This window comes from Roseobacter sp. HKCCD7870, from assembly GCF_037830315.1.
Taxonomy (GTDB): Bacteria; Pseudomonadota; Alphaproteobacteria; order Rhodobacterales; family Rhodobacteraceae; genus M30B80.
In genome coordinates, this window is the sequence record NZ_JBBLYO010000001.1 from 492,485 (window position 1) to 515,400 (window position 22,916).

The window sequence follows — 22,916 nt, forward strand, 5'->3', positions numbered from 1 at the left end:
TTAGCGCACTTTTGTATAGGTTCCCTGCCCCGACAAAATCCCCCGAAACCCACCTGGCTCATCAAGGCTAAAGACAATGATCGGGGTGTCGTTTTCGCGCGCAAGCGCGATGGCCGAGGCATCCATGACGCCAAGATGCTGTGCGAGAACCTCATCATAGCTGATCTCGTCAAAGCGTTTCGCATCGGCGTGTTTTTTGGGATCTTTATCATAGACCCCGTCCACCTTGGTGCCCTTGAAGATTGCATCACAATGCATCTCATTGGCGCGCAATGTGGCGGCTGTATCTGTTGTGAAATAGGGGTTTCCTGTGCCTGCTGCAAAAATACAGACGCGCTTTTTCTCCAAATGGCGCACCGCACGGCGGCGGATATAAGGCTCGCAGACCTGATCCATCGGAATGGCCGAGATCACGCGGGTAAAGACCCCAAGCCCCTCAAGCGCGCTTTGCATCGCAAGCGCGTTCATCACCGTGGCCAGCATCCCCATATAATCGGCTGTGGTGCGCTCCATCCCCTGCGCGCTGCCTTGCAAGCCGCGAAAGATATTGCCGCCACCAATGACCATGCAAATCTCCACCCCCAGATCATGCACCGATTTTACCTCGCGCGCGATCCGCTCGACTGTAGGTGGATTGAGGCCAAAGCCCTTATCGCCCATCAAGGCCTCGCCCGAAATTTTCAGCATGACGCGTTTATAGGTTGTTTTGGGGGTGGCATCGCTTGCGGCCATGATATCCTCGTTCAAACGGGTGACAGGCCGCAGATCGGGCCAAAGTCACCAATGGGTGATTGAGCTTAGCGCATCATCGTCTAAAATGCGGATCACTTCAACGGTCGCGCCTGCCCTAGCGACTAAATATGCCAAAGCACGCCCAAGCGAAACCAGATATTGCTAGGCGCGCCGCAAAAGATCAGGAAAAAAGGCACGGCATTGGACGCTCTTAATTTGGAATTCGCAAAAGACATTGCGCCTGATCGTCCGATCCTGATTGCGGGGGCCACGGCCAGCGGAAAATCTGCGCTTGCCCTTGCCTTGGCTGACAGGTGGGGCGGGCAAATCATCAATGCAGACGCGCTGCAAGTCTATGACGGATGGCGCCTCCTGACCGCCCGCCCCAGTGCCGCGGACGAGGAGAGATGCCCGCATCATCTCTATGGGCATGTGCCGTTTTTGGGCGATTATTCCGTGGGGGCATGGCTGCGCGATCTGGCGCCGCTGCTGCGGACAGGGCCGCGCCCCATTATCGTGGGGGGCACAGGGCTTTATTTTCGTGCGCTGACTGAAGGTTTGGCCGAAATCCCGCCCGTGCCAAAACCCGTGCGCATCGTGGCAGATGAACAAAGCCATGCCGCCCTTTTGGCCGATTTAGAGCAATCCGACCCCGTGATTTATGCAAAGATTGACCGACAAAACCGCGCCCGCGTTCAGCGCGCTTGGGAGGTGTGGCGCGCCACAGGCAAACCCCTCTCGCAATGGCAGGCTGAAACGCCCGCCCCCCTCCTGCCTCTGGATCATGTGGCGGCGTTCAAACTCATGGCGGATCGAGATTGGCTCAATGACCGCATCGCCCGCCGTTTCCATACAATGATAAAAGAGGGCGCATTGGATGAGGCGCGGGCCGCCTTGTCCCATTGGGATCAGGTGCAAGGCGCGGCCAAAGCCATCGGCGCACCTGAATTGATCGCCCACCTTCGTGGTAAAATTTCGCTTGAGACAGCCATAGAGGCCGCCATTATCGCCTCGCGCCAATACGCAAAAAGGCAACGGACGTGGCTGCGCGCACAGTCCACAGGATGGACAGATCTATATATTCCTGTCTAAATTTTAGGTGCCTATAAATTTGGGGATATAGGCGCGAATCGGATAGGGGATAATGTCGGATCAGCAAGAGGTGAGCCCTACCAACGCACCTGCCTATGCCGCACGAACGATTGGTCAAATTCGACTTCATGGCGCTTGGCGGCATGAATTGGTGCATCACTGCCCCAAATCGCGTTTATTTTGGCTGACGCGCGGCACAACCCGCATCACGGCGGATTTGCACCCAATCGTGGCCACAGGCTCCAAGATGTTATTTATTCCAGCCTCAATGCTGTTATCCATTGAATTGCCCACGCAATTACAAGGCCATGTGGCCTATTTCCCCAATCTTGCCGATTTGGAATTGCCGTAAACATCCCTTTGCCTCACGCACGGTTCCGCCGAAGCGCAGGTGGAGATGACAGGCCTGATTGAGCGGATGGCGCGGCTAGAAGATCAAGACACCCCTTCAGCGAGACGTATGAACGGGGATATGGTCTGCTGCTCTCAGCGATGCTTTAGCGTGAAAGACTCATTTCCAGCCAACGTGACCGCGATGCCACCCACAGATTGCGCTCCCAAATCAAAAAGCCGAGCAAATCGGCGCAGCTCCTCTCGCGCTTTGCGGCGCTCTTGGCGCAAGGATTCAACGCCCAATTGGGCGTGTCCGACTATGCCGCGCGCCTTGATGTGACGCCCACCCATCTCACCCGCATCTGCCGCGAAATTACAGGGCGCACGGCCCTTGCCCTCATCAATGAGCTGCTGATGGCCGAGGCCCGCCGCCGTTTGGTCGATACCCATGACAGCGCCGCGAAAATCGCACGCGATTTAGGCTATTCGTCACCCGCCTATTTCACCCGCGCCTTTGGCCAAGAAACAGGCACAACCCCCACCGGATATCGCGATCAAAAACAGGGGCAATGGCACAGCACGCGCCACCGATAGCCCCAGTTTCACTTAGCCATGCAGCGCCTCAATGACAGCGCGGGTGGTGATTTTTCCCTTGGGCTGACCGCGTTCTTCGACAATTACAGTGTTGCCCTTTGATTGCGCGACCACCATCAGCGCATCTTGCAAAATGGTGTCAGCATCCAAACGCGGTGCGGAGTCAGGCAATGTCCCGCGACCCAGAGGTTGCATGATGGAACCCAATTTGATCACGCGGGCGCGGTTGATGTCCTTGATGAAATCCTCAATGTAATCATCGGCAGGACGCAACACGATATCCTGCGCGGTGCCTTGCTGCACCAAATGACCATCGCGCAAAATCGCGATATTGTCGCCAAGGCGCAGCGCCTCGTCCAAATCATGGGTGATGAACACAATCGTCTTGTGCAATTCCTTTTGCAGATCAATCAAAATGGATTGCATATCATAGCGGATCAACGGGTCGAGCGCAGAAAACGCCTCGTCCATCAGCAAGATATCAGCATCCGTTGCCAAACCGCGCGCCAGACCCACGCGCTGCCGCATGCCGCCCGACAATTGACCTGGATAATTGTTTTCATACCCCTCAAGCCCCACGCGGGAAATCCATTGCTTGGCCCGCTTTTCGGCCTCGCTCTCATCCACGCCCTGCACGATCAAGCCATAGGTGACGTTTTCAATCACACGGCGATGCGGGAAAAGACCAAAATGTTGAAACACCATCGACATCTTGAAACGCCGCAGATCCCGCAAAGCATCCTTGTCCATGGTCAGAACATTTTCGCCATCCACCAAAATTTCACCTGCGGTCGGCTCAATTAGGCGGTTGATATGGCGGATTAGGGTGGATTTACCCGACCCAGAAAGACCCATCACCACCTGAATATTTTGGGGCGCAATATCAAGCGAGACGTTATCCACGCCTAGAACATGCCCCGTTTCTTCGCGCAAAGCATCCTTGCCCATGCCAGATTGGACGGATTTCAACGCTTTTTGGGGCGATTTTCCAAAAATCTTATAAAGGTTTTTGATCTGAATTTTGGGATCGCTCATTTCTCGCCTCCCTCACGATGCGCCTGTAGGCGTTTGCCATAGGATTGGCTGACGCGGTCGAAGATGATGGCAAGCGCGACAATCGCCAAACCATTCATCAAACCAAGGGCCAAATATTGGTTCGAAATCGCGCGCAACACGGGCACGCCAAGACCTCGCACCCCGATCATTGACGCAATAACAACCATGGCCAGGGCCATCATGATCGTCTGGTTCACGCCCGCGAAGATATTGGGCAGAGCCAAGGGAATTTGCACGTCGAATAGCTTCTGCCGCGGGCTTGCGCCAAAGGCCTCGGCCGCTTCTAGAACCTCGCGATCCACCAATCTGATGCCTAGATTTGTTAGGCGCACGATGGGGGGAATTGCATAAATGCAAACCGCAATCAGACCGGGAACCTTGCCAATGCCAAGCAGCATCACAACCGGGATCAGATAAACAAACGACGGGATTGTCTGCATTATATCCAAAATAGGTGTTATCACACTTTGAATCCGATCGGATTTCGACATTAAAATTCCTAGTGGAATGCCAATTACTATGCATACAACAGTGGCCACCGAAATAATCGCAAGCGTGGCCATGGTTTCTTCCCACATATCGAAGTAGCCAATTAATATGAAAGCAAGAAACGTTCCAACTGTAATTTTCATTGAGCGGGAACCCACCCAAGCTAAACCGCATAAGACGATTAATATTAACGGCCAGGGAGTTGCCAAAAGAAGCTTTTCGAACCACACAAGAAAATGCAGGAGAGGGCTAAAAAAAATTTCTAAAGCTTCGCCGTAGCTTCGAGAAAAAGACCTAAAGCCCTCATCTATGCCTTGCCTTAAAGCACTTAAGTCGCGCCTGCCAATAGAAGGAAACTCAAGGAAAAAATCCCACATGCGTTGCACCCTAAGTTATATGTATTTGAAAAAGCGGAGAGGCAGCCGCCTCTCCGCTTTAGTTAACGTGTGTTATAATTATTGTCAGAGTGCATCGCGGATCATGCTCGCCGCGTCTTCACTCACCCATTGTGACCATATATCCTCATGGGTCAGCAGAAATTCGTACGCCGCGTCTTCGCCAGTAGCCTGATTATCAGTCATATAAACCAGCATAGCGTTCATCACAGAACCTGGAAAAACCCGATTTGCGAGATAATCCACAGCAATGCCACCCTCTTGCTGCAAACGATCCGTTATCACTGTGTGAACCTCCGACTCTGTATAGCGGGAAGGTTGAGGATCAGCACATTCCTGCTCTGGCTTAACAATACAACCATCCCAGTTTTCTGAACCACCCCAGGGCGTTTCCCATTCTAGCAAAGTTAAGTTATACTTTCCAATTACGGCTGTCGGCGCCCAATAATAACCGAACCAGTATTCTCCCCGATCAACCGCGCGCGCAATAGATCCGTCGAGACCCGCAGCGGATCCTGGGTCAACGAGGTGCCAGCCGAGGTCTTCCATTCCGAATGCCCGGAATAAATTCGCATTCGACAACTGACATCCCCAACCCGCGGGGCAACCCATAAAGGCGCCAAGACTTTCATCCTCCGCCCACGGAAACAGCTCAGGGTGTTGTAGCACTTTTTCTACAGTGTCGAGTTCGGGATAATCAGCTACGAACTGTGGATCCACCCACCAGCCTTCACCTAGTTGGGTGATTGGACCCTCAACAACCGAATGCAAACTACCTTCAGCGACAGCTGCGGCCAAAGGATCTCGAACCGCATTGATCCAAAGCTCCGGCGCAACATCTGGCTCAGCTTTCTCGTTCATAGAGGCAAAAGTTGTCATGGTCGCTCCTGGGATTAGCTCGACCTCACACCCATACCCTTCTTCCAGGATAATCTTGTCAACATTTGCCATTAATTCGGCTGAGGCCCAATCCATTTCAGCAATGGTCAATGAACCACAATCTTGCGCAGATGCAGCCCCACCAAACCCAAGCGCGGCAACGCCAACAATGCCAGCGGCGAGCGGTTTTACGAATTTCATATGATCTCTCCTGTCGATCGTTTTATTTTGGGCCGCGCATAGCGACCCAGACTAATTATGTCGCTATCGTTCTATATCGACTTAAAATTCTCAAGCTCTTATTTCTAAAATCGATCTAAGACACTGAAATAATGTGATTAAAAATATTTCACAACCCACGGATGAATATCGCAAAAGCGACATTTGTTTGCTTTGCGACACCAATTTACAATTCAGTTACAAACCAAACGCCACAAAAAATGGGGGCGCCGATGGCACCCCCAGTTTCGCTGATCAAGCTCACTCTATTTACCGCCCGTTGTTTCTGCCTGCGGCTTGATCCGCGTCAGGGGCGAGCGCACCCGCCCCGTGTTCCCCTCCCGCTGCGCGTGATCGTGGGCAAACGACCATCAGCGCGGCGGGATGGAAAATCTGTGCTTAACTGCAGCCCGATGTGCCGCCGCAGGTGTTGCACTTCATGCATGTGCCGTTGCGCACGAGGGTGTAGTTGCCACATTCCCCGCAGGCCTCGCCCTCATAGCCTTGCATCTTGGCCTTTGTGCGCGCATCAATCTCAACCGCGGCTGTGGTGACAGCGGCGGCTTGCACCGCCTCGGCCACGACCGCGCCAGATTGGCCGACCGCCGTAGCAGCAAGGCTAGAGACACCCCCCTGCAACACGACCAAATCCTGTGGGACACGCTTGCGCAAATAGCCTGTTGAGCTGATCTGTTTGAGCACGTCCAAGGATTTTGACGCCGCGCTGTCGGACAGTTCCTTGACGTTCGAGACACCCTCTTCGACACCGCGGCCCATATCGTCAAAGCTTGCGCCTTCTGGCTTTACATGGGCCAGATCGGTGCGGTCGAGATAGGACACCGCCAATTCGCGGAAGATATAGTCAAGGATCGAAGTTGCATTCTTGATCGAGTCATTGCCCTGCACCATGCCCGAAGGCTCGAACTTGGTGAAGGTGAAAGCATCTACGAATTCCTCAAGCGGCACACCATATTGCAGGCCAACCGATACTGCGATGGCGAAGTTGTTCATCATAGCACGGAAGCCAGCGCCCTCTTTGTGCATATCGATGAAAATCTCACCAAGCGCGCCATCGGCATATTCGCCTGTGCGCAGATAGACCTTGTGACCGCCCACAATCGCCTTCTGGGTGTAGCCTTTGCGGCGCTCAGGCAGTTTCTCGCGCTTGGCGCGGGCCACTTCCTTGATCACAATCTTTTCGATCACCTTTTCCGCCAAAACAGCCGCTTTTTCCTGCGGGCTGCCGCTTTCAAGGATCTCTGCCGCCTCGTCATCATCTTCGACCAAGGCCGCAGCCAAAGGCTGACTCAATTTCGAGCCATCACGATACAGCGCGTTTGCCTTGATCCCCAAAGACCAGCTCAATTCATAGGCCTCTTGGCAATCTTCGATTGTCGCCGAATTTGGCATGTTGATCGTCTTGGAAATCGCCCCCGAGATAAAGCTCTGCGCTGCAGCCATCATATAGATATGGCTGTTGACCGAGAGGTAACGCTTGCCCTTCTTGCCGCATGGGTTGGCGCAATCGAACACGTTGTAATGCTCTTCATTAAGGAAAGGTGCGCCCTCCAAGGTCATCGTGCCGCAGACATGATCATTGGCGGCCTCGATGTCCTTTTTCGAGAAACCCAAATGTTGCAGAAGGTTGAAGCTCGGATCATTCAACTTGGCCTGTGGAATGCCCAAGGTTTTGGTGCAGAATTCCTCACCCAACGTCCACTGGTTGAACACAAAGCGGATATCAAAGGCTTGTGGCAAAGCCGCTTCGATCTTGTCCAATTCCGCCTGACCAAACCCATGCCCCACCAAGGCGGTATGGTTGATACCAGGCGCATTGCCAAGCGTGCCATGGCCGACAGCATAGGCAATGATTTCTTCAATCTCGGAAGAAGAATACCCCAGTTTTTCCAAGGCGGCAGGCACAGAGCGGTTGATGATTTTGAAGTAACCACCACCGGCTAGTTTCTTGAACTTAACCAAGGCGAAATCGGGCTCGATGCCTGTTGTGTCGCAATCCATGACCAGACCGATTGTGCCCGTTGGCGCAATCACAGTGGCCTGAGCGTTGCGATAGCCATGCTTTTGGCCCAAATCCAACGCCTCATCCCATGCTTGTTTGGCCAGATCGACCAGACGCGCATCAGGGCAGTTGGCGTGATCCAATGGCACAGGGGTGACGTTGACGTCTTCATAACCATCCGCCTCGCCATAGGCCGCACGGCGATGGTTACGGATGACGCGCAGCATATTATCCGCGTTGCGCTTATACCCTGAGAATGGCCCCAGTTCAGACGCGATTTCCGCAGATGTTGCATAGGACACGCCCGTCATAAGTGCAGTCAATGCACCGCATAGTGCGCGACCCTCATCACTGTCATAGCCCAAGCCCATATTCATCAACAGGCCGCCAATATTGGCATAACCCAGACCCAATGTGCGGAAATCATAAGAAAGCTGCGCGATTTCCTTGGAGGGGAACTGCGCCATCATCACCGAGATTTCCAAGGTCAATGTCCAAAGCCGGGTCGCGTGCATGTAGCCATCTGCATCAAACTTGCCATCCTTGTAGAAGGTCAGCAGGTTCATCGAGGCAAGGTTACAGGCCGTATCGTCCAAGAACATATATTCAGAACAGGGGTTCGACCCACGGATCGGCCCGTCTGCAGGGCATGTGTGCCATGCGTTCACAGTGTCATGGAACTGGATGCCAGGATCGGCGCAGGCCCAGGCAGCATGACCAACCTTTTCCCACAAATCACGGGCTTGCAGGGTTTTGGTGGGCTTGCCGTTCACGCGTGATTTCAGATGCCATTCCGCACCGTCCTTGACCGCCTGAAGGAAATCATCGGTCACGCGGATCGAGTTGTTGGAATTCTGACCCGAGACGCTGGCATAAGCCTCGCTGTCCCAATCTGTGTCATAGGTTGGGAATTCTATCGAGGTGTAACCCTGACGCGCATAATCCAAGACGCGCTTGATATAGGTTTCAGGGATCGAAACCTTTTTCGCCGCGCGGATTGCATCCTTCAGCGCGCCGTTTTTCGCAGGGTCGGTCGCATCCGCGAGATCCCCGTCCCATGTCTTGACCGCCGCAAAGAGGCCGTTGAGCATTTTCTCATGCATCTTCGAGCCTGCAACAAGCGAAGCAACCTTCTGCTCTTCGATCACTTTCCAATCGATGAAGGCTTCGATATCAGGGTGGTCTGCATCTACGATCACCATCTTTGCCGCGCGGCGTGTGGTGCCGCCCGACTTGATGGCGCCCGCCGCACGGTCGCCAATTTTCAAAAAGCCCATCAGACCGCTAGATTTGCCGCCGCCCGACAGTTTTTCACCTTCGCCCCGCAGCATCGAAAAGTTCGTGCCTGTGCCAGAGCCATATTTGAACAGGCGCGCCTCACGCACCCAGAGATCCATGATCCCGCCTTCATTCACCAGATCGTCCGCAACGGATTGGATGAAACAAGCGTGCGGTTGGGGATGCTCATAGGCCGAGGCTGATTTGGTCAGCTTACCCGTTTTATAATCAACATAGTGGTGGCCTTGGCTTGGGCCATCAATGCCGTAAGCCCAGTGAAGGCCTGTGTTGAACCACTGCGGGCTGTTTGGCGCGGCCATCTGGCGCGCCAGCATCAATTTCATTTCTTCGAAATAGGCGCGCGCATCGGCCTCAGCCGAGAAATAGCCGCCCTTCCATCCCCAATAGGCCCATGCGCCTGCCAAACGGCGGAACACTTGCTTGGCCGATGTTTCGCCCACGATGCGCTGATCTTCGGGCAGCTCGGCCAAGGCCTCGTCATCCGCCACATGGCGCCAAAGGAAATCAGGCACACCCTTTTCTTTCACGGGCTTCAGCCGTGCAGGAACGCCTGCTTTGCGGAAATATTTCTGTGCAATCACATCCGAGGCAACTTGGCTCCACGATTTGGGAACCTCTACTTCGTCTAGTTTAAAGACGATGGTGCCGTCTGGATTGCGAATTTCAGAAGATGTGAGAGTAAATTCGAGATCTGCGTATACATCTGCGCCGTCGCGGGTGAACCTACGTTCAATTTTCATGGCTGCCTCTTTTGTTACTAGCCCTGTTCCAACTACGCGGCCTGCCAGCGTCTTACGCGCTCTGACCGTCTTTTTTCCGGAACCAGTCCAACAAACCCAAACAACTTTGCCCACACCGCCAAAAGAGGTTCGCTATGACAAAGGTTGAGGAACTGCCCCGCACCGAGACCACTAGATATTGTAGTTAAACTCTCAGCCCCCACAACCTGACGTAGGGACACATATTTGGTCAATCGATTTTTTGTGAATTTTCAAAATTTTCAGTCTTGAAATCTGCCCAAACTGCAAAACCACAAGAGGCGCTGTGATTCATCAATTCACCTACAATGGGCTCAATTTGTAAAAGAATTGTTACAGCACGACAGGTTAGACCATGAAACGAAAGCCATGGATCAGGCCGCGCGCATCGTGGCGCGGTCGGCGAATAAAAACCTTGGCCCCAAGATCTGCCCACAAAATATAGTATGTCTTTTAGAGGTAAATTCACGCCAAACGCGGATCACGCCCCATCTCAGGCTCAAATGACGATCTGCTTTTGTGGAAGTGGTCGGGGCGATAGGATTCGAACCTACGACCTACGGTACCCAAAACCGCCGCGCTACCAGGCTGCGCCACGCCCCGACTGCGTGCCTCTTAGCGCCTCTTTTCACAGATGAAAAGAGCACTCATGCACTTCTATTGAACTTCGCAGGGCCACAAAGCACCCTGTTGCGGCATTTGCGGGTGGCGGATCACCGCGCCGACCTGCAAATTCAGCATTTCTGACATGCCACCATTGATTTCAAGCACTGCGAGAATCTCATCACCGCCACGGATTGGCGTACGATCAAGGGGAATCGCGTTTTCATGAATGTGAACCACCTGCCCGCGCGAATCGATGAACAGCATATCAAGCGGGATCAGCGTGTTTTCCATCCAAAAGCTGGCGGGCTGCGGACGCTCGTAGATGAATAACATCCCCGCCATACGCGGCATTGCGGGGCGAGTCATCAAACCGACTGCGCGCTCTTGCGGCTCGTCTGCGATTTCCACTGTAAAGCGTGCCGTCCCGAAATCACCTTTGATCTCGACCCGTTCGGGACGGCAGGCTGCCTGCGCTGATATCCCACTGAAAGCCACCCCAAGGGCCGCCGCCGTGTTAATCCAAATTCTCGTGCTGCACATAATCCCACGCGCGCACCTCTGCGGCCATCTTACCGCGCAGGCCATCGACAATGCGAACGGCAAGCGCCTCGCCAGACTGCAAATCGGCAAAGCCAAAGCGGCGCAAAATCTCGACATGGATAAATATGTCATCGGCAATGCCAAATTCATTCGCAAAGTCAAACCCCTTTGCCTTGTCAAACCATTTCACCCGCGCCGCGACGAAAGGTGCATCTGTCTGCGGTATATCAATACGCGGGTGAAAATCCACCTCTTGCTCGCTTGGTGGTGTCAGTGACAACACCTCCTGCGCTTGCGCACCGCGGTCTGTGTAATTCACGACCACCTCGACATATGCATTCTATGCAATCGAGCTTTGGCCAAAATTTCTCAATACATTCGCGTGCAACAAAATGTCTGGGCAACCGTCATCTGCAAGGATAAATCCATACCCTTTGGTGGCATCAAACCATTTCACCTTGCCACGAACCGCCACCCCCATGTAGCGATCGACTTCCGTCATTGTGGTGCATCCTATGTCTTCGGGCCTAAGCCCATCCGTCCCTGCCTAAGGGTTTGGCCCGAAGCGAATATATCTGCAAGACGAAATTAAAATTTATGTCGAAAAAAGATAATTATTGGTGATTTATGCAAAATCACCCCCCAAATGTAATCAACTTGAGTATTTCTTGATTGAGCAATCGATGCGTTTCTCAGCAAGAAACGTCATAGCCTCGCGCAATTTAAGGGTTTAACCTCTGCACTGTCCAATTCGATGCATCTGCCTCGAGATCACGCGTCCACCGAAACCGATCATGCAGACGAAATGCACCATCGGCCCAAAATTCAATCTCAACAGGTCTGATGCGAAAACCGCCCCAAAATGGGGGCCGCGGTGGGTTTGGGCCTTTCTCAACGGTGATTTTAGCAACATCCGCCATCAATGAGGCGCGACTATCCAAGGGCTGTGATTGACGCGAGGCCCATGCCCCAAGCCTGCTTTTCAGAGAGCGTGAGGCGAAATAATCATCTGCCTGCGCCCCATCCTCACGGGTCACCATTCCCCGCACCCGAATCTGACGGCGCAAGGATTTCCAATGCAGCACAAAGGCCGCCTTGCCACTCGCGCTGATCTCTTGGCCCTTTTTGCTGTCGTAATTGGTGAAAAAGACGAAAGCGTCATCTTCAATTTGACGCAGCAAAACCATGCGCACATTGGGCAGGCCTTGCGCGTCTACCGTGGCCAAGGCAATCGCATCAGGATCGTTGAGTTCGCTTTTTTCAGCCTCCTTCATCCATGCGCGCGCAATGGCAAATGGATCATTCCCTGCAAAAATTCCGGTGCGATCGGTCATGCTATGCCTCATTTATTATTGCGGCATTTCTGCCGCGTCTAAACCTAGAGCGCACCCGCCCCCCCTTCAAGTCTGACGGGACATCTTGAAGCTGTGACCCCAAAGGTCTAAACCCTTCCTAACCCAACAATAGCGACAAGGATTGAGGGCGGCATGGGGATTATGACTGGCAAGCGCGGGCTGATTATGGGCCTTGCAAATGACAAATCCATCGCGTGGGGGATTGCAAAAGCCCTTGCAGAGCATGGCGCCGAACTGGCGTTTTCATATCAAGGCGAACAACTGCTCAAGCGGGTTCAACCTTTGGCGGCGGAACTGGGTTCCGATGTGGTGCTGCCGTGCGATGTGACCGATAATGACAGCCTAGATGCAGTTTTTGAGTCCCTCAAAGACAAATGGGGCAGTCTCGATTTCATCGTTCACGCCATTGGATTTTCCGACAAAAACGAATTGCGTGGCCGCTATGTGGACACAAGCGCCGCGAATTTCGAGATGACGATGAATATTTCGGTCTATTCTTTCACCGCCGTGATGCAGCGCGCCGAAAAACTGATGACCAATGGCGGCTCGGCGCTGACCCTGACCTATTATGGCGCGGAACAGGTGATGCCGCATTACAACGTCATGGGGGTCGCGAAAGCCGCGCTTGAAGCGTCCGTGATGTATCTGGCCGAAGATCTGGGCAAACAGAATATCCGTGTGAATGCTATTTCCGCAGGGCCGATCAAAACCTTGGCCGCCTCGGGCATTGGCGATTTCCGCTATATTTTAAAGTGGAACGAGCTGAATTCGCCGCTGCGCCGCAATGTCTCTATCGAGGATGTGGGCAAATCCGCGCTTTACCTGCTGTCTGATCTCGCCTCTGGTGTGACGGGCGAGAATTTGCACGTTGATGCAGGATATCACGTGGTGGGCATGAAAGCGGTGGATGCACCTGATATTGATGTCGTGACGGGACGCAAGGACTAGGGTCGCCATGACAGTCGCGGCCTTTTTCGCGATTTATTTGGTGCATCTGGCCGCCGCTATGAGCCCCGGCCCCACAACACTTTTGGCGGCCCGCAGCGCAGCGCGCGATGGGTTTGATCGCGCAATTTTCCTCGCCATTGGTTTTGGCATTGGGGCCTGCTTGTGGGCCGTAGCCGCAATTTTTGGCCTTGCGATTCTGTTCGAACACGCCCCTGCCGTGCTTTTGGGGTTAAAACTGGTTGGGGCGGGATATCTCTTTTACTTGGCTCTTAAGGTATGGCGCAACGCCGCCCTGCCCTTTGAGGTCACGCCAATCCCCGCGGATGAGGCGCCAAAATCAGCGGTGAAATTGATCTGGCTTGGCATAGCCACACAGCTTGCCAATCCCAAGCTCGCCGTGTTTTTCGGCAACATCTTTCTCACCTTCCTGCCCACCAATCCAGATCACTGGGTCTATGCGGTGGTGTTGGGCATGATCTTTGTAAATGACGCAGGCTGGAACCTGATTGTTGCGCGTATTTTCTCGCTATCGGGGCCACGGCGTGCCTATTTGGGTTTCAAACCCGTGATTGAGCGTATATTTGGTGGGCTTCTGGCACTTATGGGTGCCAAGCTTGCCCTTGGTTGATCAAAGGAGAAACAGTGCCATGGATCGTTTGCCACATGAGAAAGGCTTTCATGTCTCGTGGGATCAATTGCACCGCGATGCGCGCGCGCTTGCGTGGCGCTTAGACAAACGCGGGCCTGGGCCTGATGGGTCATGGCGAGCGGTGGTTGCCATCACACGCGGCGGCATGGCACCTGCAATGATTGTGGCGCGCGAATTAGATATCCGCACAGTGGATACGATCAGCGTCAAATCCTACCATTCAGGCGGCGGCAAGGCTGATCAGCGCCGCGAGGCAGAGGTGCTCAAAAGCCCAGATGTCGACATGATGGGGGATGGTGAGGGCGTCCTGATCGTGGATGATTTGGTCGATACAGGAAAAACCCTTGAACTGGTGCGCAAGCTCTACCCCAAGGCGCATTTTGCAACGACCTATGCCAAACCCAAGGGCGAGCCTATGGTCGACACATTCATCACAGGTGTCAGCCAAGATACATGGATTTTCTTTCCATGGGATATGGCCCTGCAATATGTCGAGCCTTATCGCGGCAAGGATTAATTGCGCGCGCTAAGCACCTCATTTAACAGTGTTTTAACGGCATCAGGCGGCACATCCGAAGTCACAAAGGATGTGCCAATGCCGCGCATCAAGATAAAGCGCAGCTGCCCTTCAAGCACCTTTTTATCTTGCGCCATCAGCGCAAGCAGCGCGTCTGCATCGGGCAAATCGCCCTCAATATCCGCCAAATCGCACTTCATGCCCATCTCGGCCAGATGCGCGCGGATGCGGGATGGCTCCTCCTGCGGGCACAACCCCAAGCGCGCCGATAATTCTGCCGCAAGGGCGCACCCAATCGCCACCCCCTCGCCATGCAACAGGCGATCAGAATATCCCGTGGCCGCTTCAAGCGCATGGCAGAAGGTATGGCCCAAATTGAGAAGTGCGCGATCCCCCTGCTCTGTCTCATCGCGGGCCACGATATCGGCCTTCATCTGAACTGACCAACGCACCGCCTCTTCGCGCAAGGCCAAATCACCTGCGGCCATGGCGAGGGCGTTTTCCTCAAGCCAGTCGAAAAACGCGGCATCGCCAAGCAAGCCATATTTCACCACCTCGCCATAACCCGCCAGAAAGTCACGCGGGGCCAACGTGGACAAAAGATCAATATCCGCCAAAACAAGGCTCGGTTGGTGAAAGGCACCAACGAGGTTTTTGCCGTGCCGCGTGTTGATGCCCGTTTTGCCACCAACCGAACTGTCGACCTGCGCCAGAAGCGAGCTTGGCATCTGCACAAAGCGCACGCCACGGCGCAGGATCGCAGCCGCAAAACCAACGAGATCCCCGATCACACCGCCGCCAAGCGCGATCACGATATCGCCCCGCTCAACCTTTTCATCGAGCAGCCATTCAACGGTCTGCATCAGATGGTGCCATGATTTTGTGCCCTCACCCGCAGGCAAGGTCAGCGCGCGCGCAGCAATCCCGCCTGCGGTCAAGGCCGCCTCAAGATGGGCCATATGCAAGGGTGCCACCCGATCTTCGGTCACGATCCAAACTTTTGGACGCCGCAACAAAGGCGCAAGATGGGTTGCCGCCTGCGCAATCAGACCAGAGCCGATCACCACATCATAGCTGCGACTGTCCAGATTTACCCGCACCGTGGATGTCATATTGCGGCCTCCGACAAGACATTATGAGCGTGAAGCAAACGCAGCACATGATCGGTCGTATCCTCAATCGACCAGTCATGCGCGATTTCAAGGCGCAATTCAGCCTGCTCATAGGCAGGGCGGCGCGCCACCATCAAGGCCTCAAGCTTGCCACGCGGATCAGGCCCATGTAGCAGCGGCCGCGTGGTTTTGTGGCGCACCCGCGACCACAAAAGCTCAATATCGGCATCCAACCACAAGACCGCCGCTTGCGCCGAAATCGAATCGCGGTTTTCAGGCGACAGCCACGCGCCCCCGCCGGTAGACAGAACTGCAGGCGCACCCGTCAGAAGCCGTGCGATGACTTTGCTTTCGCGGTCACGGAAAAACGGCTCACCGAAGCGTTCGAAAATCTCGGCGATGCTCATCTGTGCGCTTTCAACAATTTCGGTATCAGAATCGCGCAACTCAACCCTAAGCCGTGCGGACAAGGCCCGCCCGACAGCGGTTTTGCCCGAGCCTGGCATCCCGACCAAAACCACGGTTTTGTGCAAATTATAGGCGGTTTCAGCCCGTGTTTGCCCGTTCACCCTGTGCATCCTTTATGCATTTGCGAAGATTCCGCAAAATTCCCCCAAGAAATTCTGCGCGAACTCCCCTATATTGGCGCAAGATCGTCTATTATTCCACGCAATACGCGTTGGGGGGCAGACACGCAAGCAAGCAACCGCGCGCGAATAAGCGCAGAAGGCAGAGGCACGAGAAATATGGTTAAACTGTTCATGGGATTGGTGATTTTAATCCTGCTCACTGCTGTTGGCCTGTTGGGTTATGGCTATTCGGGTCTGATGCAGCCCGAGACAGTAGAATTGCGCGACACAATCTCGATCCCGCTCGAGTAACAGATCATGCGCAGGCTGAGGGGCGGAACATTTTGGGGGCTTGTGGCGGGTCTGATTTGGCTTTTGCCTGCGCTGCCACTGGCGGCACAAACACCGCAAATGTCACCGCAGGATATTGCGCCCACTTGGCTTTCCGACACGATTGCGCCGCGCAGCCCCGATGTTGCCGCAGAAATTGTCACCGAAGATATCCGCGTGATGCCGATAGGGCCAATTACGCGCAACGCCGTGGGGCTTTTGCCCGCGCGGGTTACGGGCTTTCCCAGTGGGCTTTGGGGCCAATCTGACAGTGCCGAGCTTGCAGGCCTGTTTCGCCGCTTGCCGATGACAGGGCCGCCCGCCATTTTGGATTTAACCGAGCGTTTGGCCCTGTCCGAGCTTGACCCCCCTCTTGGGGGCACTGATGCTGCGGCGGATGATCTGTTTTTGGCGCGGATTGATATGCTCTTGGCGCGCGGCGCGCTTGAGCCTGCACGCGCATTGATTGAGCGCGCAGGCGTAGAAGACGGCGAGGTATTTCGGCGCTGGTTCGATGTCTCGCTTCTTTTAGGGCAAGCAGATCGTGCCTGCGCCGCGATGCGCGCAAGCCCTGATATCGCACCAACATATCCCGCACGGATTTTTTGCTTGGCCCGTTCAGGCGATTGGTCAGCGGCGGCGCTCTCAATGGGCACGGGCGTTGCCTTGGGGTTCATCACCGAAGATGAGGCGGATTTGATCGCGCGCTTCCTTGATCCCGAGCTATTTGAGGGGGAGCCGCCCTTGCCCCTAGACCCCGATATAACACCGCTGCGCTATGTGATGCGCGCGGCCATTGCAGAACGCCCCTCCTCACTTGGGCTACCTTTGGCCTTTGCCCATGCCGACCTCGCCCCGCAGGCGGGGTGGCGCGCACAGCTTGATGCCGCAGAACGCCTGTTGCGCGCAGGCGCGATTGAGCCAAGCCAATGGTTGGCCATTGCCACCTCGCGCCGCCCCTCCGCCTCGGGCGGGATATGGGAGCGCGTTGCGGCCGTTCAGGAATTTGATGCAAGCCTCCTTGCGGGTGATGTGGCGGCCATTGCCCGCAGCCTTGGCCGCGTGGTTGATGCCCTTGGCCCCACGGGTCTTTTACCCGCTTTTGCACAGCTTTACGCCGACCCGCTTGGCCGCCAGCCGTTGGTGGGTGAGGCGGCGATCCTCGCCCGAAAAATCGAACTTCTCTCCCGCAATTACGAAAGCCTTGCTCTGCGCGCCGTGCCGCAATCCGCAGATGAGGCGGTGGCCTTTGCCGTGGCGCGCGGGCAGATGCCAAATTTGCCCGCAACGGCAAGCCCACGGGTTATGGCCCTTGCGGCGGGGTTTGACGAAATTGCGCTGCCTGACCGCTATGCGCCTCTGATTACAGGCAATCGCGCGGGAGAGGCGCTGTTGATCGCGGCCCTCACCCTATCAGGGGATGGTGCAGATTTAGACGATCTCTCAGATGCATTGCGGGTCTTGCGCTATTTGGGTCTAGAAGACAGCGCGCGGCGCGCGGCACTTCAGCTATATCTCCTGCCCGATAGAAACGGATAAGAGCGCCCGATCATGACAGATCAAAGATTGATCACCCAATTCCTTGAGGCGCAAGCAGCCGAGTTGAACGCTGCGCAAAACACGCTCTTGGCTTACGCCCGTGATTTGGACGATGCGCGGGCATTTTTCACCGATCACGGCGCAGATTTCCTCAGCGTCACGCGAGATGGGATCGAAACCTATCTTGCCGATCTAGAGGTTCGGGGGCTGTCACGCGCCACGCGCGCGCGGCGATTGTCTGCGCTGAAACAAATGTGTCGATTTCTGTTTGAGGAAGGCCTGCGCAACGATCACCCAAGCCTCAAAATCAAGGGGCCCGCGCGCGAGAAATCTTTGCCCAAAACCCTCAGCCATGAGGCCGTGGATCGGCTTTTGGCACAGGCTGAAATCCATGGGCGCAGTGCCGATGATCGGTTGCGCAACCATTGCATGATGCAAATTTTATACGCGACAGGGATGCGCGTAAGCGAGCTTGTCACCCTGCCCGTGGCCGCCGTGCGGGGTGACCCCAAGCTGATCTTGATCAAGGGCAAAGGCAGCAAGGAACGGATGCTGCCACTGACGCAATCCGCGCGTTTGGCGTTGCAATCCTGGCTTGCTCGCCGCGATGCATTGGAAGACCTCGCAACACGCGAGGGGGGGGCAAAACCCTCGCGCTACCTGTTCCCCAGCCGCAGCAAAGAAGGCCACATGACGCGGGTGCGGTTTTACACGCTGATCAAGGAAATCGCCCGTGATGCAGGCGTGCCACCGCTATCTGTGACCCCCCATCGCATGCGCCATGCATTTGCCACCCATCTATTGGCCGGTGGCGCAGATTTACGCAGCATTCAGGCCCTTTTGGGTCACGCGGATATCGCAACGACCGAAATCTATACCCATATCTTAGATGAGCGGTTAAAAGCCCTCGTGCTCGAACGTCACCCTTTGGCGGATCAGACATCTGCCTCGACTGAAAATTGATAGGCCCCATGACTGAAACGATTTCGTTTGATTCTGCCCTTTGGATAAGCGCCGCCTCGATTATGGGGCTTTTGGTGCTGTCTGCGTTTTTCTCAGGTTCTGAAACGGCATTGACCGCAGCCTCGCGCGGGAAATTGCGCGCACAGGCGGATCGGGGCTCAAAGGGGGCTGAGCGCGCCTTGCGCATGACCGAAGACAGCGAGCGGCTGATCGGATCGGTTCTATTGGGCAATAATGTGGTCAATATCTTGGCTGCTTCTTTGGCGACCGCCCTGTTCACGCGCCTGTTTGGGGAATCGGGCGTGGCGCTTGCCACGCTTGTCATGACCCTGTTGGTTTTGATCTTTGCCGAAGTGCTGCCCAAAACCTATGCCATCACCAATGCCGAAGAGACCGCCGCCCGCGTCTCCCCCGTGATTGCGGTGGTGATTTTCCTGTTTTCGCCGATTGTGGGCGCGGTGCGGATTTTGGTGCGCGGGGTCTTGCGCCTCTTTGGCGTGCAAACCGACCCTGACAGTAAAATCCTATCCGCGCGCGAGGAAATCGCAGGTGCGATCACGCTGGGCCATTCCGAAGGGGCGGTGGAAAAAGAACATCGCGACCGCTTGCTTGGCGCGCTAGATTTGCACGAGCGGATGGTTGAGGAAATCATGTTGCATCGCTCGAAGATCGAAATGATCAATGCTGATGCCACACCTGAGGAAATCTTGAGCCAAGCCTTGCAATCCCCCCATACCCGCCTGCCCGTCTATCGCGGCGAGACGGAAAATATCATTGGCGTGATCCATGCAAAGGATTTGCTGCGCGCCATGGATGGGCTGACGCGCGGCGAAAACGCGAAGGGGATCGAAAATTTCCGTATCACCGATGTGGCCATGAAACCCTATTTCGTGCCTGACACCACCACATTGGACGAACAGATGCGCCAATTCCTGCGCCGCAAAACGCATTTCGCGTTGGTGGTGGACGAATACGGCGCTTTGCGCGGCTTGATCACGCTTGAAGATATCCTTGAGGAGATTGTGGGTGAAATCACCGATGAATTTGATGTGGATGAAGCGCCGCAATTGAAACCTGGCCCCGATGGGCATTTCTTGATTGATGGGGCGATGACCATTCGTGATTTCAACCGTGCCACAGATTGGAGCCTTCCCGATGAAGAGGCCAACACTGTGGCAGGGTTGGTGATCCACGAGGCGCAAACAATTCCTGTCATCGGTCAGGCATTTTCCTTTCATGGCTTCCGCTTTGAGGTGGTGGCCCGTGAGAACAACCGTCTCACCCAGATCAAAATTCGCAAACTTGGCTGATCCGATCCCGCATAAAGCGCCCGCAATCGTGGTTCTCGCTGCAGGCAGGTCAAGCCGCATGCGGGGCCGCGACAAGTTGTTGGAAGATGTCGATGGCCAGGCCTTGCTGCGCCTCATGGTGGCGCGGGCACGCAAGGCGGGTGCATCTGCGGTGCGTGTGGTTCTGGCTGAGGGTCAAACAGACCGCGCCGCAGAACTGAGGAATTTCACGGATATCGAGATCATCCACCTGCCCGCAGGGCGCGACATGAGTGACAGTTTGAAAGCAGGGATTGCGGGGCTTGACTGCGCGGTGATGATCCTGTTGGCAGATCTGCCCGATCTGACCGCACATGACCTGTATCTGATGCTCACCTTCGCACAAATGCATCCAGATGCCATTTTGCGCGCGGCTGACAATAAAGGCCGCGCAGGACATCCAATTGTCTTTCCCCGCGATCTTCTGCCCGAACTTGCCCAAGTGACAGGGGATCAGGGCGCGCGCGCGGTGCTAGAGCAACATGGGGCGCGCGTTGTACACATCCCCCTGCCCGAAACCCGCGCGACAACAGACCTCGATACGCCCGAAGATTGGGCGGCGTGGCGCAAATCGCGGGCTTAGATAATATTGCGCATCATCCGATCCGTCCGAATATCGGACGCATAATCAACAATCGGGCGGGCGGCGCTTGCCTGCGCGCTTTGGCCTTCTTCTGTCTCTAACTCCGGGAAGAGAAACAAGATCTCACGCCGCTGCGCCGCATCCATGCCCCGCAATGTTTTGGTTTCTGCGTGAAAGCTTTCTGTCCAAATGCTGTCAGACATCACGATTTGATGATGCTCGAACATGATATGGATGTAATTCACCCGCACCGTATCGACCGCCAATGCGGCGGGATGTTCAGGCGTCAACAAAATGCGGTGACTGGGCGAAACCAACATATCACGCACGGGTAGTCCATCTCCCAAACAGCCCGCACGCAAAAGGACGGGGCGTAAGCTTGCGGCGCGCTGCATATTTGTACGCCCCAAAACACGTCCACCAATCCAAGCAATTTCTTGCACAACATTGTCACGGGTGACGATTTTATCCCCCTGCTGCAATGTCTCCACCGCGCGTTCGCCACGCAACGTGGCAATCATCGTGCCCGGCGTAAAGCAGGGCGTTACGGCAGTATGCGCGTCTTCTGCATCAAAATAGGATTGGGGCTGTGCTGTCATTTTTTTACTCCAAAATTCATTACTAACTCGATGGCACGGCTTAGACTCAGCCGAGGCGCCAAATTTTGACGGCCATATGCCTGTTCTCTGCCTCAATTGCTGCGATTCTAGGGCGCTCTTGCGGCGCTTTCATGACCATTTGAAATCCATGCCCACGATTCCGTATGGCCAATACTTGTATATATTATTAATATAAAATATTTACACATTTTTTACACCTCTTCGCCCCACCTAGGACAGTCTGGCTGCAAAACCAAGACGCCGCCTGCAACGGGTGGGAAAGCGTGAAGATGCAGCAAAGGATAACCAAACCCATACTTTCGACAACTGGTGTCAATAGCCATAAAACCCTAAACATAAAGGCACCCCTAATACCCCGCTGCTCCCAATGTGGCTTCCCCTAGGCGACATTGAGAGCAGCCCCCAAATCCCAAGTGTTGCCACGATATTCAGCCCCGCATTCCCCCAACGTGGCTGAAGAGAAACAGAATGTTTCTCACATGGGACAAGTTTGACGGGGCCCCTCACACGCAAAACATCGAAGACTGACTTGGTTTTGCCATGGCGCAGATCACGCGCTAGGCTGATTGCGCCCCTTCCCGCTTTGTGAGGCCCCATGCACACCACTGACCGCCCGACCCTGGTCTTTGACGTCAATGAAACATTGCTTGACCTGACCACGCTTGAACCTGTGTTTGCCCGCGCCTTTGGCGATGCGGCCATGATGCGGGTCTGGTTTTCTGAATTGATCCTTTATTCGCAAACCCTGACATTCGCGGGTCACTACCGCCCGTTTGGTGAACTGGGCATGGCGGTCTTTACAATGCTGGCCACAGTAAAAGGCATCGCTGTTCACAAGGATGATACAGCGGCGCTTGGCCATGCCCTGACCCATATTCCGCCCCATAGGGATGTTGAGGCAGGATTGACGCGCTTGCGTGCGGCGGGTTTTCGGTTGGTCACACTGACCAACTCGCCCCTTGGCGTAGAATCGGCCCTGTTTCGCGCGGGGCTAGACCGCTTTTTTGACGGAAATTTCAGCGTGGCCGAGGTTGCAGCCTTCAAACCCGCCCCCGCGGTTTACGAACATCTTGCCACTTCGCTGAACCTTGCCCCTGCTCAGTTGTGTATGATTGCCTGCCATATCTGGGATACGATCGGCGCACAGGCCTGCGGCTATCGCGGCGCGTTTTTGCATCGCACAGGCAATGCGCCCTTGCCGATTGCGGATATACCGCAACCCGACATCATCGCGCGCGATATGACCGATCTGACGGATCAGTTCATTGCGCGTTGGGGATAAGAGAAAAACAGAGCTTGGTACCCGAGGCCGGACTCGAACCGGCAAGCCGTTAGGCGGTGGATTTTGAATCCACTGCGTCTACCAATTCCGCCACTCGGGCTCTGTGCGA

At 55.0% G+C, this 22,916-nt stretch carries 22 protein-coding genes, 2 tRNA genes and 1 pseudogene; 12 read left to right on the plus strand and 13 right to left on the minus strand.

Going from position 1 to position 22,916, the window contains the following annotated elements:
• On the minus strand, positions 1 to 732 hold the full coding sequence (pyrH, locus tag AAC637_RS02565) for a UMP kinase (protein WP_340303128.1): 732 nt from the start codon (positions 730 to 732) through the stop codon (positions 1 to 3).
• A 201-nt stretch (positions 733 to 933) separates the two neighbouring features.
• Between pyrH and miaA the strand changes: the two genes are divergently transcribed.
• From miaA to AAC637_RS02580, 3 genes are all read left to right on the plus strand, one after another.
• Positions 934 to 1,824 carry a tRNA (adenosine(37)-N6)-dimethylallyltransferase MiaA gene (gene miaA, locus AAC637_RS02570; protein ID WP_340302184.1) on the plus strand — a complete coding sequence of 297 codons (891 nt, stop codon included), beginning with the start codon at positions 934 to 936 and terminating at the stop codon, positions 1,822 to 1,824.
• A gap of 52 nt (positions 1,825 to 1,876) precedes the next feature.
• Positions 1,877 to 2,176 (plus strand): hypothetical protein, encoded by a 300-nt coding sequence (locus AAC637_RS02575; protein WP_340302185.1) that lies wholly within the window; start codon positions 1,877 to 1,879, stop codon positions 2,174 to 2,176.
• Between the two features lie 197 nt (positions 2,177 to 2,373).
• The gene (locus AAC637_RS02580) at positions 2,374 to 2,751 is read left to right on the plus strand and encodes a helix-turn-helix domain-containing protein (RefSeq protein ID WP_340302186.1); all 378 of its coding nucleotides are present in this window, start codon (positions 2,374 to 2,376) and stop codon (positions 2,749 to 2,751) included.
• A 12-nt stretch (positions 2,752 to 2,763) separates the two neighbouring features.
• Here AAC637_RS02580 and AAC637_RS02585 read toward each other — a convergent pair whose 3' ends face one another.
• The 8 genes and pseudogenes from AAC637_RS02585 to pdxH all read right to left on the minus strand — a co-directional run bounded on the left by AAC637_RS02585 (position 2,764) and on the right by pdxH (position 12,346).
• Positions 2,764 to 3,786: a quaternary amine ABC transporter ATP-binding protein gene (locus tag AAC637_RS02585; RefSeq protein WP_340302187.1), complete on the minus strand. Its 1,023-nt coding sequence runs from the start codon at positions 3,784 to 3,786 to the stop codon at positions 2,764 to 2,766.
• The gene (locus AAC637_RS02590; RefSeq protein ID WP_340251395.1) at positions 3,783 to 4,673 is read right to left on the minus strand and encodes an ABC transporter permease; all 891 of its coding nucleotides are present in this window, start codon (positions 4,671 to 4,673) and stop codon (positions 3,783 to 3,785) included. The genes AAC637_RS02585 and AAC637_RS02590 overlap by 4 nt, the downstream gene beginning before the upstream one ends.
• Positions 4,674 to 4,757: 84 nt before the next feature.
• Positions 4,758 to 5,771, minus strand: a complete 1,014-nt coding sequence (locus tag AAC637_RS02595) for a glycine betaine ABC transporter substrate-binding protein (protein ID WP_340302188.1) — start codon at positions 5,769 to 5,771, stop codon at positions 4,758 to 4,760.
• 417 nt (positions 5,772 to 6,188) lie between these two features.
• Positions 6,189 to 9,848, minus strand: a complete 3,660-nt coding sequence (locus AAC637_RS02600; RefSeq protein ID WP_340302189.1) for a vitamin B12-dependent ribonucleotide reductase — start codon at positions 9,846 to 9,848, stop codon at positions 6,189 to 6,191.
• Between the two features lie 544 nt (positions 9,849 to 10,392).
• A tRNA-Pro gene (locus AAC637_RS02605) sits at positions 10,393 to 10,469 on the minus strand.
• 54 nt (positions 10,470 to 10,523) lie between these two features.
• Complete coding sequence (locus tag AAC637_RS02610; RefSeq protein WP_340302190.1) at positions 10,524 to 10,967, minus strand: DUF192 domain-containing protein; 444 nt, start codon at positions 10,965 to 10,967, stop codon at positions 10,524 to 10,526.
• Positions 10,968 to 10,986: 19 nt separating this feature from the next.
• Positions 10,987 to 11,514, minus strand: a pseudogene (locus AAC637_RS02615) (cold-shock protein).
• 220 nt (positions 11,515 to 11,734) lie between these two features.
• Positions 11,735 to 12,346: a pyridoxamine 5'-phosphate oxidase gene (pdxH, locus tag AAC637_RS02620; protein WP_340302191.1), complete on the minus strand. Its 612-nt coding sequence runs from the start codon at positions 12,344 to 12,346 to the stop codon at positions 11,735 to 11,737.
• A 153-nt stretch (positions 12,347 to 12,499) separates the two neighbouring features.
• On the opposite strand from pdxH, the gene fabI reads away from it, so the two are divergent.
• From fabI to gpt, 3 genes are read left to right on the plus strand one after another with little or no spacing between them, the layout of a single operon-like run.
• Positions 12,500 to 13,315, plus strand: coding sequence for an enoyl-ACP reductase FabI (fabI, locus tag AAC637_RS02625; protein WP_317654552.1), 816 nt, complete (start codon positions 12,500 to 12,502; stop codon positions 13,313 to 13,315).
• Between the two features lie 7 nt (positions 13,316 to 13,322).
• Entirely contained in the window at positions 13,323 to 13,943 is a 621-nt protein-coding gene (locus AAC637_RS02630) for a LysE family translocator (protein ID WP_340302192.1), read from the plus strand.
• A 19-nt stretch (positions 13,944 to 13,962) separates the two neighbouring features.
• Positions 13,963 to 14,481: a xanthine phosphoribosyltransferase gene (gene gpt, locus AAC637_RS02635; RefSeq protein ID WP_317654549.1), complete on the plus strand. Its 519-nt coding sequence runs from the start codon at positions 13,963 to 13,965 to the stop codon at positions 14,479 to 14,481.
• Here the strand turns inward: gpt and aroB are convergent.
• Positions 14,478 to 15,593, minus strand: coding sequence for a 3-dehydroquinate synthase (gene aroB, locus AAC637_RS02640; RefSeq protein ID WP_340302193.1), 1,116 nt, complete (start codon positions 15,591 to 15,593; stop codon positions 14,478 to 14,480). The genes gpt and aroB overlap by 4 nt on opposite strands.
• Positions 15,590 to 16,171, minus strand: coding sequence for a shikimate kinase (locus AAC637_RS02645; protein WP_445322703.1), 582 nt, complete (start codon positions 16,169 to 16,171; stop codon positions 15,590 to 15,592). Before AAC637_RS02645 ends, aroB begins: the two co-directional genes overlap by 4 nt.
• Positions 16,172 to 16,339: 168 nt before the next feature.
• Between AAC637_RS02645 and AAC637_RS02650 the strand changes: the two genes are divergently transcribed.
• The 5 genes from AAC637_RS02650 to AAC637_RS02670 are packed head-to-tail and all read left to right on the plus strand — an operon-like array spanning position 16,340 to position 20,905.
• Positions 16,340 to 16,474, plus strand: coding sequence for a hypothetical protein (locus AAC637_RS02650; RefSeq protein ID WP_317654546.1), 135 nt, complete (start codon positions 16,340 to 16,342; stop codon positions 16,472 to 16,474).
• A gap of 6 nt (positions 16,475 to 16,480) precedes the next feature.
• On the plus strand, positions 16,481 to 18,031 hold the full coding sequence (locus AAC637_RS02655; RefSeq protein ID WP_340302195.1) for a hypothetical protein: 1,551 nt from the start codon (positions 16,481 to 16,483) through the stop codon (positions 18,029 to 18,031).
• A 12-nt stretch (positions 18,032 to 18,043) separates the two neighbouring features.
• Positions 18,044 to 18,994, plus strand: coding sequence for a tyrosine recombinase (locus AAC637_RS02660; RefSeq protein WP_340302196.1), 951 nt, complete (start codon positions 18,044 to 18,046; stop codon positions 18,992 to 18,994).
• 8 nt (positions 18,995 to 19,002) lie between these two features.
• Positions 19,003 to 20,304 (plus strand): HlyC/CorC family transporter, encoded by a 1,302-nt coding sequence (locus AAC637_RS02665; protein WP_340302197.1) that lies wholly within the window; start codon positions 19,003 to 19,005, stop codon positions 20,302 to 20,304.
• Positions 20,297 to 20,905 carry a nucleotidyltransferase family protein gene (locus AAC637_RS02670; RefSeq protein WP_340302198.1) on the plus strand — a complete coding sequence of 203 codons (609 nt, stop codon included), beginning with the start codon at positions 20,297 to 20,299 and terminating at the stop codon, positions 20,903 to 20,905. Before AAC637_RS02665 ends, AAC637_RS02670 begins: the two co-directional genes overlap by 8 nt.
• Here AAC637_RS02670 and AAC637_RS02675 read toward each other — a convergent pair.
• A complete protein-coding gene (locus tag AAC637_RS02675) occupies positions 20,902 to 21,504 on the minus strand; it encodes a Hint domain-containing protein (protein ID WP_340302199.1) in 603 nt (200 codons plus the stop codon). The genes AAC637_RS02670 and AAC637_RS02675 overlap by 4 nt on opposite strands.
• A 616-nt stretch (positions 21,505 to 22,120) precedes the next feature.
• Here AAC637_RS02675 and AAC637_RS02680 point away from each other — a divergent pair.
• Positions 22,121 to 22,807 (plus strand): haloacid dehalogenase type II, encoded by a 687-nt coding sequence (locus AAC637_RS02680; RefSeq protein WP_340302200.1) that lies wholly within the window; start codon positions 22,121 to 22,123, stop codon positions 22,805 to 22,807.
• A gap of 15 nt (positions 22,808 to 22,822) precedes the next feature.
• On the opposite strand, the gene AAC637_RS02685 is transcribed toward AAC637_RS02680, so the two are convergent.
• Positions 22,823 to 22,907 (minus strand) — tRNA-Leu (locus tag AAC637_RS02685).
• Positions 22,908 to 22,916: the final 9 nt, after the last annotated feature.